Source organism: Microbacterium sp. NPDC057944 (assembly GCF_042887445.1).
GTDB lineage: Bacteria > Actinomycetota > Actinomycetes > Actinomycetales > Microbacteriaceae > Microbacterium > Microbacterium natoriense.
The window spans coordinates 1,471,742-1,484,711 of the sequence record NZ_JBHVPJ010000002.1 but is presented as its reverse complement, the minus strand read 5'-3'; the positions used below and the strand labels follow the sequence as shown (position 1 = coordinate 1,484,711).

The following is a 12,970-nucleotide window of genomic DNA, read 5'->3' as shown; positions in this document are numbered from 1 at the left end:
GTCCGCGACGGTTCGCCGTGCGCCCCGAGTCCTGATAGCCTGGTCGGCTCGCCATGCGGGCGGAAGGACGGCCACGCACGGTGGGGTATATCGATGTCTCCGGCGTCTCATTGACGCTCCCAGACGGCAGACCGCTTCTCGATGAAGCGACATTCAGGGTCGGATCAGGCTCGACGAGCGCGCTGATCGGACCGAACGGCGCAGGCAAGACGACGATGCTGCGGATCATCCGCGGTGATCAGGCGGCGGATGACGGCGTCGTGACGATCGACGGCGGGCTCGGCGTGATGGACCAGTTCGTCGGCCACGGCGAGCCGGGGCAGACGGTGCACGAGCTGCTGGTGCGCGTGGCGCCTCGGCGCATCCGCGCGGCGGCCGAAGCCCTGGAGACCGCCGAGAACGCGCTCATCGAACGCGACGAGAACGACACGCAGATGGCGTACGCGACCGCGATCTCCGAGTACGCGGATGCCGGCGGCTACGAGCACGAGACGGTGTGGGACCAGTGCACCGTCGCGGCGCTCGGCGTGCCCTTCGAGCGGGCGCGGTACCGCGAGCTCACGACGCTCTCCGGCGGAGAGCAGAAGCGGCTCGCCCTCGAGGCCCTGCTCAGGGGGCCGGACGAGGTGCTGCTCCTCGACGAGCCGGACAACTACCTCGACGTGCCGGCCAAGCGCTGGCTCGAGGAGCAGCTGCGGCAGACGCCCAAGACGGTGCTCCTCGTGTCGCACGACCGCGAGCTGCTGGCGCGGGCGGCCGATCGCCTCATCACGCTCGAACCGGGCGGCGCCGGTGCGACGGCGTGGGTGCACGGAGGCGGTTTCGCGACCTACCACCAGGCGCGGAGCGACCGCATGGATCGGCTCGACGAGCTGCGCAGGCGGTGGGACGAGCAGCACGAGAAGCTGCGGATCCTGGTCGCGAACCTCAAGGTGAAGGCGTCGGCGAACGACGGCTTCGCGTCGAGATACCAGGCGGCTCAGACCAGACTCCGCAAGTTCGAGGAGGCGGGGCCTCCGGAGGAGCGTCCGCCGGCGCAGGACTTCGACATGCGGCTGCGGGGATCACGGACGGGCAAACGCGCGGTCGTGGCGACGGGGCTCGAGCTCACCGGCCTCATGCGTCCCTTCGACGCCGAGGTCTGGTACGGCGACCGGGTCGCGGTGCTGGGCTCGAACGGCTCGGGCAAGTCGCACTTCCTGAGGCTGCTGGCCCGAGGGGGCACCGACCCCGACCCCACGCTCGGCCATGTGACGTCGACGGGGGAGCAGCTGAGCGAGGTCGTCCACTCCGGGCAGGCGGTGCTCGGCGCGCGCGTCGTGCCTGGGCTGTTCGCGCAGACGCACGCGCATCCGGAGTTCGTCGGACGCACCCTGCTGGAGATCCTGCACCGCGGAGACGAGCGCAGATCGGGGATGCCGAGGGATGCGGCGAGCTCGGCGCTCGACCGGTACGGCCTCGTGCGGCAGGCCCAGCAGACCTTCGAGTCGCTGTCGGGCGGTCAGCAGGCGCGCTTCCAGGTACTGCTGCTGGAGCTCTCGGGTGCGACCCTGCTGCTGCTCGACGAGCCGACGGACAACCTCGACCTCGAGTCCGCTGAGGCGCTCGAGGATGCTCTCGCGCGGTTCGAGGGCACGGTGCTCGCGGTGACCCACGACCGCTGGTTCGCCCGCTCGTTCGACCGCTTCCTGGTGTTCGGCTCCGACGGCGAGGTCTATGAGGCCGACGCCCCGGTCTGGGACGAGAAGCGGGTCCTGCGAGCGCGCTGACGGGCGCGGTGAGGGGGCGAGAAGTGCGGCATCCGACCGCTTGCACTCGACGTTGCTCGACCCCTCACCGACCGTCGGGCAGGCGGAACGGGGATGCTGCGCGCGCCGACGGGTCGAGGGCGAGGTCGGCGAGCACGGCGCCGACGCCCGGGGCGAACTTGAAGCCATGCCCGGAGAATCCGGCGCCGACGACGATCCGCCCACGCCGGTCGAGCACGAACGCCGAGTCGTCGGTCGAGGTGTAGGTGCAGCTGATCGGAGCGGCAGATGCCGGGTCGAGGCCGGGCATCCACTCCCGCACGTACTCGGCGAGGGTCTCCGCATGAGCGGGACGGTGCGGTCGCGCGTCGGGGTCGACCACGTCGCCGACGCGATGGAAACCGACCTTCACGCCCTCACCGGGCGTCGGCATGCCGTACACCGTGGCCGGGTGGCGCTCGGGGTCCGCGTAGTGGTTGAACGAGGGCCACGCGGCGTCGCCGGTCGGCGCGAAGTGCGCGGGGGACTCCTCCGTGACCGTCAGTCGCGGCAGGTCGAGCGACGGCAGCATCCGCGATGTCCATGCGCCGACCGTGACCACCGCGACCTCGGCGTCCAGCGTGCCCGAGGGCAGCGTCAGCCGCACCCCGGCATCCGTCTCGTCGATGCGGAGCACCGGCGTCTCCCATCGCACCTCTCCGCCCGCGGCGACGATGCGGCGCTCCAGCTCGACCAGCGCGGCCGACGCCCTGGCGACGCCGGCGTCGCGCGAGTACAGCACGTCGTCGTCGAAGCGCATGCCGGGCCAGCGGCGGGTCGCCTCGGCGGCGGACAGCATCACGGCGTGGATGCCGCGCTCGCCGAGGCGGCGGGCGATCGGGTCGAGGTCGAGGAGGCCGTGGGTGACGAGGCCGTGGAGGCGCAGCAGCGGTTCGCCGCCGACGGCGCCGAGCGCATCCCACCCCTCGCGGGCGCGGACGAGGAGATCGAGGTAGTGCTCGTCGTCATAGGCGTTGTTGAAGTTGCGGGTGGCTCCGTGGGAGGCCCCCTCGTGGTGTCCGCGGGCGAAGCGCTCGAGCACCACGGGTCTGAGGCCCCGGCGCGCGAGCTCCCACGCCGTCGCCAGCCCCATCACGCCGCCGCCCACGACCGCGATCTGCACGGCATCCGTCTTCATGCGTCCTCCCTGAGGGTCGGCTCCAGTCTCCCAGCCGTCGATGCCCCCGCGTGCCGGGTAGTCTGGTCTGGTGACCACAGAGATCGATCTCGGCCGAGGAAAGCGCGCGCGACGCGCGTACACGTTCGACGACATCGCGGTGGTGCCCTCGCGGCGCACCCGCAACCCCGAAGACGTGTCCACCGCATGGACCATCGACGCCTTCGGCTTCGAGATCCCGGTGCTCGGCGCGCCGATGGACTCGGTCGTGAGCCCGAAGACCGCGATCATGCTCGGTCAGCTGGGCGGCCTCGGCGTGCTCGACCTCGAAGGGGTCTGGACCCGCTACGAGGACCCGGAGCCCCTTCTCGCGGAGATCGCGGGTCTGAGCGACGAGAGCGCGACGACGCGGATGCAGGAGCTGTACTCCGAGCCGATCAAGCCCGAGCTCATCACGCGTCGTCTTGCGGAGATCCGCGACGCGGGCGTCACCGTCGCAGGCTCCCTCACGCCGCAGCGCACCCAGGAGTTCTACGACACGGTCGCCGCCGCCGGCGTCGATCTGTTCGTGATCCGCGGCACCACGGTGTCGGCGGAGCACGTGTCGAGCGTCGATCAGCCGCTCAACCTCAAGAAGTTCATCTACGACCTCGACGTCCCCGTGATCGTCGGCGGCGCCGCGACCTACACGGCGGCCCTGCACCTCATGCGCACCGGAGCCGCCGGTGTCCTCGTCGGGTTCGGCGGGGGAGCGGCATCCACGACGCGCGCGACCCTCGGCATCCACGCCCCGATGGCGACGGCCGTGTCCGATGTGGCCGCGGCTCGCCGCGACTACCTCGACGAGTCGGGCGGGCGCTACGTGCACGTGATCGCCGACGGCGGCGTCGGCACCTCGGGCGACATCGTCAAGGCTCTCGCCATGGGCGCCGACGCGGTCATGCTCGGCGTCGCACTGGCCCGTGCCACCGACGCTCCCGGCCGCGGGTTCCACTGGGGCCCCGAGGCCCACCACCCGAAGCTCCCGCGCGGCCGTCGCGTCGAGGTCGGCGGCATCGGCACGCTCGAAGAGGTCCTGTACGGTCCCGCCCCGGTGGCGGACGGCACGGCGAACCTCATCGGGGCGCTCCGCAAGTCGATGGCGACCACCGGATACTCCGATCTCAAGGAGTTCCAGCGGGTCGAGGTCGTCCTGGCGCCCTACGAGGCCTGAGGCCCCGCTCTTCACCGTGACCACCCCTGCGCTGTTCCCGCCCACCCTGCGTGAGGTGATGCTCCGGGGACGCTGGATCGGCATGCTGCTGCTCTGCCTCGTCGTCGCCGGCGTGTTCGCCTGGCTCGGGCAGTGGCAGCTCGGGCGCGCGATCGACACGTCGCCGCAGGCCCCAGGGGCGACCGAGCAGGTCCGTCCGCTCACGGATGTCGTGGAGCCGGGGGAGTATCTGAACGAACCTCTCGTGGGGCAGCGCGTGAAGACGACGGGGCACTGGATCCCCGGGGACTTCATCGTCGTGTCGACCCGCTTCAACGACGGCGCGCAGGGCTACTGGGTGACCGGTCAGCTGCGCGTCGCCGAGCGCACGTCGATCGCCGTCGCGATCGGCTGGGCGCCGGATCGGGAGTCGGCCGATGCCGCCGTCGCGGATCTGGAAGCGGATGCCGACGGCTCCGAGGTCTCGGTCACAGGACGCATCATCTCCGATGAGGGGCCGGTCGTCCCGCCCCGCGACGAACCGGACAGGCTGGACCGCATGTCCCCGGCCGCGCTGCTGAGCCGCTGGCACGACGTGGACCAGCTGAGCGTGTACCGCCCGTATCTCGCGTCGATCTCGGCCGTCGACGGGCTGGTCGACATCTCGTCGCCGGCGCCGGAGGAGGGCTCCTCGGTGAACTGGCTGAACATCTTCTACGCGGTCGAGTGGGCGATCTTCGCCGGCTTCGCGTTCTACCTCTGGTACCGCCTCGCGAAGGACGCCTGGGAGCGAGAGGTCGAGGAGTTCGAAGACGCGGCATCCGCGTGAACTCCGCGCATCCGCGCACCCTCTCGCGCGCATCTGCGCGATGATTGTGGGCTCTCTCCGAACGGTTTTGTCGATCGGATGAGCAATGCATGACGAATCGGCAAACAGCGTTGAGGATGTCCGGGCCCGTCCGTAAGCTCCCACACATATGTGTTGGCTGGGAGACCGGCGAGCACGATCGGAGGCTCCACAAGAGTTCTCCGCATACGAGATCCGCAACGCCGAGGAGACCTGCCGAATGAACTTCGCCCCCGACGACGGCGCCCGAGAGGGCCTCGCTTCGTCTGCGCACCGGAAGCGGGGGCGCATCGGCGCTCTCGCTGCGACCTGCATCGCCGCCCTGAGCCTCGGCTCCCTGGTCGCGACGCCCGCCTTCGCCAGCACCGACGGAACAGGGGTGGTGATCAACGAGGCCTACCTCTCCGGCGGCAGCGCCGGCGCGGCCTTCACCAACAAGTTCGTCGAGCTCTACAACCCGACCTCCGCGCCGATCACGCTCGACGGCAAGTCGCTGCAGTACCGTTCGGCGACCGGCACGGGCGCCTTCTCCGGCGTCGCCGCTCTGACCGGCACGATCCCGGCCGGCGGCTACTACCTCGTGCAGGGAGGCAGCAACGGCGCGAACGGCGCGGCGCTCCCCAAGGCGGATGCCGTCAGCACCCTCAACCCGAGCGGCTCCTCCGGCACGATCGCCCTCGTCGACGGCACCGCCGCGGTGAACCTCACCCCCGGCTCGACCGCGGGCGCCGCCGGCGTCATCGACGTCCTCGGCTACGGGACCTCGAACACCTTCGAGACCGCTGCGGCGACTGCGCCGGCCGGGAACACCGACGTGAAGTCGCTGAACCGCACCGGCGGCGCGGACACCGACAACAACAGCGTCGACTTCACCCTCTCGGCGTCGGTCACGCCGCAGGGCTCCGGCGGCACCGACCCCGGCACCGATCCGGGCACCGACCCCGGCACGCAGCCCACCAAGGCCACCATCGCCGAGGTCCAGGGCACGACCGACGTCTCGCCGCTGAACGGCAAGACCGTCACGGTCGAGGGCGTCGTCACCGCCGACTACCGCACGGGCGGCTACAAGGGCGTCACGATCCAGACGCAGGGCTCTGGCGGCGCGAACGACGCGACGCCCGGAGCGTCCGACGGCGTCTTCGTGTTCCTGAACGCGCTCACCCCGGCCCTCGCGATCGGCGACCTCGTCTCGGTCACCGGCCCCGTGAGCGAGTACTTCGGCCAGACGCAGGTGAACCCCGCGACCGCCTCCGCGATCTCCGTGGTGCAGGCGGGCGTCGGCGTCCCCGCAGCCACTCCGCTGCCCGACACGGCGGTCGGCGCCGCACGCGAGCAGTTCGAGAGCATGTACGTCGCTCCGACCGGCACCTACCGCGTCGCGTCCAGCCACCAGCTGTACAACTACGGCGCGCTGTGGCTGAACGTGGGTGGCGGACTCGCCCAGAAGAGCACCGAGGCCGCTCTTCCCGGCCCGGACGCCGCGGCGATCACCGCCGCCAACCGTGCGAACCGCATCCTCCTCGATGACGGATGGTCGATCCAGGTCACGAACAACGGCCACCCGAACGACCAGCCGTACTTCACCAAGGACGCGGTCGTCCGCAACGGCGACACCGTCGACTTCGGCGACAACGGCTACGTGCTGCAGTGGAGCTTCGACGACTGGCGTCTGCAGCCGGTGGTGCCGATCGACAGCGCGTCCTCGGCCGACCTCAAGGTGGGCTTCACCGCCACGAACCCGCGCCCCGCGAAGGCTCCGGTCGTCGGCGGCGACGTGCAGGTCGCGTCGTTCAACGTCTACAACTACTTCACGACGCTGAAGAGCCAGAACTCGAACGCGCGAGGAGCGGCGACCGCTGCGGAGTTCGCGATCCAGAAGTCGAAGATCGTGGCGGCCATCAACGGCCTCGACGCCGAGATCGTCTCGCTCATGGAGATCGAGAACTCGGTCAAGCTCGGCGGCACGCTGGACTCGGCCCTCGCCGATCTGGTCGCGGGTCTCAACGAGGCCGCGGGCAGCGATGTCTGGGCCTACGTGCACACCCCGGCGGCGCTGAACAACGCGGCGACGACCGACTACATCACCAGCGCGATCATCTACAAGAAGGGCGCCGTCTCCCCGGTGGGCGACAGCATGACCGTCACGGATGAGACCGTCTGGGGCAACGCCCGCGAGCCGATCGCCCAGGCGTTCGACGTCGACGGCCGTGTCGTCACGGTCGTCGCGAACCACCTGAAGTCGAAGTCCGACCCCAAGGACGGCACCCCGGTGCCGGCCGACGAGCAGGGCTTCTTCAACGCCGACCGCGTCGCCCAGGCGAAGTCGATCCTCGCGTTCACGCAGAAGATCGAGCAGACCACGGGCAGCGCCGACATGCTGCTCATCGGCGACTTCAACGCCTACGCGAAGGAGGACCCGATCCGGGTCTTCACGGATGCGGGCTGGAGCGACGTCGCACGTGAGAAAGCGGCGGACGAGCACACGTACAGCTTCGACGGGGAGGTCGGCTCGCTCGACCACGTCATCGCCTCGCCGTCGCTCGCCTCGTCGATCACCGGAGCCGGCGTCTGGAGCATCAACTCGCCCGAGTGGAGCGACCGCGGCTACGCGTTCGGCGCCACCGAGTCGGGCACGCCCTACCGCTCCAGCGACCACGACCCGATCATCGTCGGCGTCTCGGCCACGACCCCGCCGGTGAGCATCGACGTCGTCACGGTCAACGACTTCCACGGTCGGATCGAGGCCGACGGGGCCGCTGCCGGAGCCGCGGTCCTCGCGGGCGCCGTCAAGCAGTTCCGCGCGGAGAACCCGAACACGATCTTCGCCGGAGCCGGCGACCTGATCGGCGCCTCGACGTTCACCTCGTTCATCAACGACGACAACCCCACCATCGACGCGCTCAACGCCGCAGGACTCGACGTGAGCGCCGCGGGCAACCACGAGTTCGATCAGGGCTGGGCCGACCTGCGCGACCGCGTGCAGGAGCGCGCGAACTGGGAGTACATCTCCTCGAACGTGTTCCTCACCGAGACAGGGCAGCCTGCGCTCGCCCCGGCCTGGGTCAAGGAGCTCGACGGCGTGCGCGTCGGCTTCGTGGGCGCCGTGACGGAGGACCTCGACTCGCTCGTGTCCCCCGACGGCATCAAGGACCTCGAGGTCCGCAGCATCGTCGACTCGGTGAACGCCGTGGCCGACGACCTGCGTGACGGCGACGAGTCCAACGGCGAGGCGGATGTCGTCATCCTCCTCGTGCACGAGGGCGCAGCCACGGTCGACGTGTCCAGCATCACGCCGGACTCGCCGCTCGGGGAGATCGTCTACGGGGTGGACAAGGACGTGGACGCCATCGTCTCGGCGCACACGCACCTCGCGTACAACCACGTCATCGACGGCCGTCCGGTCGTCTCGGCCGGTCAGTACGGCGAGAACCTCGGCCTGATGAACATCAAAGTCGACCCGAAGACGAAGGACCTGATCTCGATCACCAACCAGATCAAGCCCCTCACCGCGGCCGGCAAGCCGCTCTACCCGGCAGTGCCGGAGGTGGCCGATATCGTCGCGAAGGCCAAGGCGGAGGCCGACATCCTCGGCGCCGTCAAGGTCGGCGACATCACGGGCGACCTCAACCGCGCTCGCCAGAGCGACGGCAAGACGGAGAACCGCGGTGGCGAGTCCACCATCGGCAACTTCGTCGCCGACGTGCAGAAGTGGTCCACCGGCGCCGACCTGGCGCTGATGAACCCGGGTGGCATCCGCGCGAACCTCACCTACGCGTCGAGCGGGGCGAGCGACCCGAACGGCAACGTCACCTACCGCGAGGCGGCGACGGTCCAGCCGTTCGCCAACACGCTGGTCACGCTGACGCTCACGGGCGCCCAGCTGAAGAGCGTGCTCGAGGAGCAGTGGCAGCCGGCCGGCTCGGCGCGTCCGTTCCTCAAGCTCGGCGTCTCCAAGGAGCTGTCGTACACGTACGACCCCACGGCGGCCCAGGGCTCGCGGATCACGACGATGACGCTGAACGGCGCACCGGTCGACCCCGCGGCGAACTACACGGTGGCGGCGAACTCGTTCCTTGCGGCGGGTGGAGACAACTTCACCTCGTTCAAGCTCGGCACGGGCAAGCGCGACACCGGCAAGATCGACCTGCAGTCCATGGTCGACTGGTTCGACGCGAACAAGACGGCGACCCCCGACCTCGCGCAGCGTGCGGTCGGCGTCGCGGTCAGCGCCCCGGATGCCGACGGCTACAGCGCCGGCGACCAGGTCACCGTGTCCCTCTCCTCGCTGGCGTTCAGCGCGGGCGAGCAGGCGCCGGGCGAGGTGACGCTGAAGCTCGGCGACACCGTGCTCGCGACGGGCGCGATCGACCCGGCCATCGTCGACACCTTCGACGAGGTCGGCCGCGCGGCGCTCACGTTCACGGTTCCGTCCGGTGTGTACGGCGCGAAGTCGCTCACGGTCTCGGTCGCGGGCACCGGAACCACGGCGCAGGTGCCGTTCACGATCGCGGGCCAGCCCGCGTTCGCGGGCACCATCGCCCTGGACTCGTCGAAGGTCACCGCGGGCAAGAAGCTCACGATCACCGGAAAGGGCTACCAGCCCGGGGAGACCGTGACGGTTCAGCTGCAGCCGAAGAAGGGTCAGCCGCTCACGCTCGGCACGGTCAAGGTGCGCGCAGACGGGACGTTCAGCACGTCGGTCGTCGTGCCGAAGAGCGTGCCTGCGGGCAAGTACACCGTCGCGGTGGCTCAGGCCGACGGCGACAAGGCGACCGCAACGGTCACCGTGAACAAGGCGGGTGGCATCGGCGGCATCATCGGTGCGATCCTCGACTGGCTCTGGGACATCATCAAGGGCTGGTTCTGACCTTCAGGAACAACAGCGCGGCGGCCGCCGGGAGTGATCCCGGCGGCCTCCGTCGTCTGTGGCGGGCAAGAGGCGCCCGCAGGTCAGAGGCTCGCGCCGGCCTCGACGGGGGCCCACACGAAGCCGTCGGGGTCGACGGCTGCTCCGAGCCCGCCGTTGATGCGGAGCCGGTGCGAGCCGGAACCCGATGCCGCGACCCCCGCGTCCTTCGCGAGCGACGCGTGCCGGTAGAGTCCGAGCCCGATGGGGCTCGTCCCCGTGTCGAACTGCACGTAGCTGCGACCGAAGCTCTTCGCGACGCGGATGCCGCGCTCCGTGTAGTACGTCTTCGAGGCGAGGACGTCCGCAGCGCCGAGCAGGAGGATGATCTCGTCGACGGCGCGGCTCGGGGGAGCGGTGTCCTTCTTCGCCGACGTGGCGATCTTCCAGATCGCACCGTCCGGAGCCTGCACGGTGCCGCCGACGCCCCAGAGGGACTTCGATACGGGCTTGATGACCGTGGCCCCCGCCGCGACGGCGGCGTCGACGAGCGCGTGCACGTTCGCGGGCTGGGCGACCACGAGCGAGAGGGTGTAGCCGCGGAAGCCGGAGCTCTCGGCATCCGCTGCACGGAGTCGCAGCCTGTCGCCGAGCCCGAAAGCTGCGTCGTAGAAGGCCTGGGCGGTGGTGACGTCGGAGACGTCGAGGGTGAGGGATTCGATTGCGCTGTTCATGCCCTCGACGCTACGGACGCGGCATGCTGTGTGCTTCTCGATTCCTGACCGAAACGGCGGAAGGGCACGGGGTGACGATCAGGGGGTGAGGACATCGACCTCGGCCTGGGCGAGAGCCTCCGCCATGCCGGTCTCCGGGCGCGCGTCCGTGACGAGGTAATCCGCGCGATCGAGGGGCGCCACCTGGGCGAACAGCCGACGGCCCAGCTTCGAGGTGTCGGCGAGGATCGCCGTCCGCTCCGCCCGTTGGATCATCTCCGACATCATGGCGGCATCGCCCAGGTTCGATGTCGAGTAGCCCGCCTCGTCCACGGCGCCCACCGCGATGAAAGCCAGGTCGCAGCGGATGTCGACCTCGGGGCCCCCGGGGGTCATGGTGAACGTCACCGGGCCGGTGGTCGCCTGGGTGATCGCTCTGACCGCCCCGCCGAAGACGTAGAGGTCGCGGAAGGCCGAGGGGGAGATCTCCGCGGGGATGCGGAGATTGTTCGTCGCGATGGTCAGGTCCTTGTGATTGCGGAGGGCTCGAGCCAGCGCGAGCGTCGTCGTGCCCGCGTTGATCATGACGACGGCGCCGTCGTCGATGAGGCCGGCGGCGACGCGCGCGATCTTCTCCTTCTCCTCCGTCTGCATCTGGAGCCGCACGTCGAGTGCGCGATCCTTCAGCTGCCCCTCCGCGGCGCTCACCGCGCCGCCGTGCGTGCGGATCAGCACGCCCTCCCGGTCGAGCTGATCGAGATCCCGTCGGATGGTGTCTATCGAGACGTCGAAGTGCTCGGCGAGGTCGGCGACGGTGACCTGACCCGTCTGCTCGACGTACGCGGCGAGATCGGCCTTTCGTCCTGCGGGGAGGCGGCGTCTGCGGCCGGTTCCGGATGCTTCCATGCAGTCTTCTTAGCACATGGTGTGCTTTTTCCCGCATGTTGCGGCAGAAAACAGCAAGAAGAGGATGCGCGCATGCGCCCTCGACGCCGCGCGTCGGCGGGGCTGTGCGCGAAATCGTGCAGAGAATCTCTTGACCTGGCCGCATATCTCGGCATAACATTGCTTAAAACCGCATGAACAAGCATTGAGGCGCGTGATGCGGCACGATCTCGAAGAGGAGAAGTGATGATGACAGTGGGACGAGGGCGGCGACGTGCTCTGACGCTCGCCAGTGCGGTGACCGCGACCCTGACCGTTCTCGCCGTGGCCGGCTGCTCCGCCGGCGACAGCGGATCGGGCGGCGATGCAGGCGGAGACGTCACGATCGAGTTCGCCCAGTGGTGGGAGCCCGAACTCCCCGACGGCGAGTTCCGTGCGCTGATCGACAAGTTCGAGGACGAGAACCCCGGCATCACCGTCAAGCTCGTCAGCGGCCCGTACGCCTCCACGAAGGAGCAGCTGTTCGCCGGTGCGGCATCCGGCACCATGCCGGACGTCGTCGGTCTCGACGGCGCCTGGGTCAACGACTTCGCGTCGCAGGGGGTCATCGCCGACCTCACGGCCCTCATGAAGGAGTACGACTACGACGACAGCGAGCTCGCCAGCCAGATCCAGGTCGACGGCAGCACCTACATGATCCCGGTGGTGAACTTCGTCTACCCCATGTTCACCAACGACACCCTGCTCGCCCAGGCGGGCGTCGACGCACCGCCGGCGACGCGCAGCGAGTTCGCCGACGCGGCCGCGAAGGTCTCGGCCCTGGGCGGCGACGTCTCCGGCTGGGTGCTCCCGCTCTCGCTCGAGGCGCCGAACGGCGTGCAGAACGACGTCATGTCCTGGGTGTGGGCCTCCGGCGGATCGATGCTGAAGGACGGCAAGCCCGATCTCACCAACGACGACGTCACGTCCGCGGTCGAGTACATCGGCGGCCTCTGGGACGACGGGGTGATCGCATCGGGCTCCTTCACGATGAAGGAGCAGGACAAGGTCGAGGAGTTCACGAACGGACGCGTCGGCATGATGATCGACTCGCTCGCGCACATCAACCTGATCAGGGAGACCAACCCCGATCTGAAGTTCTCGATCTCGGCACTGCCCGCCGAGGACGGATACGACGGCGAGCGAGGCATCCCCTACGCCTCCTGGGGCATCGGCGTCGCAGAGAACTCCGAGCACAAGGAAGCGGCGTTCAAGCTGGTGTCGTTCCTGATGAGCGAGAAGACGAACTCCGAGCTGTCGACGATGGCCAAGGCGTTCCCCGGCAACTCGAAGTCCGTCCCGGACTTCGTGAACGACGACGAGCTGTTCAAGACGGCGTTCGACATCTACCAGGCGGGTTACCCGGCGAACGAGTTCACCGGACTCCCCGTGGCGGAGGAGCTCATGCGCCAGCTCGGAGAGCAGCTGCAGTCCGCCTTCGACGGGCAGCAGTCCATTCCGGACGCGCTCAAGAAGGCCCAGCAGGCCTGGGAAGCGGAGTTCTGACCCTCTCGCATCCCTCTGAACGGGGTGCCGCATCGCAC

At 69.5% G+C, this 12,970-nt stretch carries 8 protein-coding genes; 5 read left to right on the top strand and 3 right to left on the bottom strand.

Annotation, left to right across the window (positions count from 1 at the left end; all coding sequences use genetic code 11):
• The first annotated feature begins 80 nt into the window (after positions 1 to 80).
• A complete protein-coding gene (locus ACFVRO_RS16375; protein ID WP_386954203.1) occupies positions 81 to 1,769 on the top strand; it encodes an ABC-F family ATP-binding cassette domain-containing protein in 1,689 nt (562 codons plus the stop codon).
• Between the two features lie 64 nt (positions 1,770 to 1,833).
• Here ACFVRO_RS16375 and ACFVRO_RS16370 read toward each other — a convergent pair whose 3' ends face one another.
• Positions 1,834 to 2,925: an FAD-dependent oxidoreductase gene (locus ACFVRO_RS16370; protein ID WP_386954201.1), complete on the bottom strand. Its 1,092-nt coding sequence runs from the start codon at positions 2,923 to 2,925 to the stop codon at positions 1,834 to 1,836.
• A 70-nt stretch (positions 2,926 to 2,995) separates the two neighbouring features.
• On the opposite strand from ACFVRO_RS16370, the gene ACFVRO_RS16365 reads away from it, so the two are divergent.
• From ACFVRO_RS16365 to ACFVRO_RS16355, 3 genes are all read left to right on the top strand, one after another.
• Complete coding sequence (locus ACFVRO_RS16365) at positions 2,996 to 4,117, top strand: GuaB3 family IMP dehydrogenase-related protein (RefSeq protein WP_105672720.1); 1,122 nt, start codon at positions 2,996 to 2,998, stop codon at positions 4,115 to 4,117.
• A gap of 58 nt (positions 4,118 to 4,175) precedes the next feature.
• Positions 4,176 to 4,925, top strand: coding sequence for an SURF1 family protein (locus ACFVRO_RS16360; RefSeq protein WP_386954498.1), 750 nt, complete (start codon positions 4,176 to 4,178; stop codon positions 4,923 to 4,925).
• A gap of 238 nt (positions 4,926 to 5,163) precedes the next feature.
• Positions 5,164 to 9,810 (top strand): ExeM/NucH family extracellular endonuclease, encoded by a 4,647-nt coding sequence (locus tag ACFVRO_RS16355; RefSeq protein ID WP_386954200.1) that lies wholly within the window; start codon positions 5,164 to 5,166, stop codon positions 9,808 to 9,810.
• An 83-nt stretch (positions 9,811 to 9,893) separates the two neighbouring features.
• On the opposite strand, the gene ACFVRO_RS16350 is transcribed toward ACFVRO_RS16355, so the two are convergent.
• Positions 9,894 to 10,523 (bottom strand): glyoxalase, encoded by a 630-nt coding sequence (locus ACFVRO_RS16350; RefSeq protein WP_386954198.1) that lies wholly within the window; start codon positions 10,521 to 10,523, stop codon positions 9,894 to 9,896.
• A 78-nt stretch (positions 10,524 to 10,601) separates the two neighbouring features.
• Positions 10,602 to 11,408, bottom strand: coding sequence for a DeoR/GlpR family DNA-binding transcription regulator (locus ACFVRO_RS16345; protein ID WP_386954196.1), 807 nt, complete (start codon positions 11,406 to 11,408; stop codon positions 10,602 to 10,604).
• A gap of 225 nt (positions 11,409 to 11,633) precedes the next feature.
• Between ACFVRO_RS16345 and ACFVRO_RS16340 the strand changes: the two genes are divergently transcribed.
• A complete protein-coding gene (locus ACFVRO_RS16340; RefSeq protein WP_105672724.1) occupies positions 11,634 to 12,932 on the top strand; it encodes a sugar ABC transporter substrate-binding protein in 1,299 nt (432 codons plus the stop codon).
• The last annotated feature ends 38 nt before the right edge of the window (positions 12,933 to 12,970 follow it).

Excerpts from the sequence above, each read along its gene's own strand:
- ACFVRO_RS16370 (WP_386954201.1), bottom strand. The coding sequence starts at position 2,925 with ATGAAGACGGATGCCGTGCAGATCGCGGTCGTGGGCGGCGGCGTGATG.
- ACFVRO_RS16360 (WP_386954498.1), top strand. The coding sequence starts at position 4,176 with ATGCTCCGGGGACGCTGGATCGGCATGCTGCTGCTCTGCCTCGTCGTC.
- ACFVRO_RS16355 (WP_386954200.1), top strand. The coding sequence starts at position 5,164 with ATGAACTTCGCCCCCGACGACGGCGCCCGAGAGGGCCTCGCTTCGTCT.
- ACFVRO_RS16350 (WP_386954198.1), bottom strand. The coding sequence starts at position 10,523 with ATGAACAGCGCAATCGAATCCCTCACCCTCGACGTCTCCGACGTCACC.
- ACFVRO_RS16345 (WP_386954196.1), bottom strand. The coding sequence starts at position 11,408 with ATGGAAGCATCCGGAACCGGCCGCAGACGCCGCCTCCCCGCAGGACGA.
- ACFVRO_RS16340 (WP_105672724.1), top strand. The coding sequence starts at position 11,634 with ATGATGACAGTGGGACGAGGGCGGCGACGTGCTCTGACGCTCGCCAGT.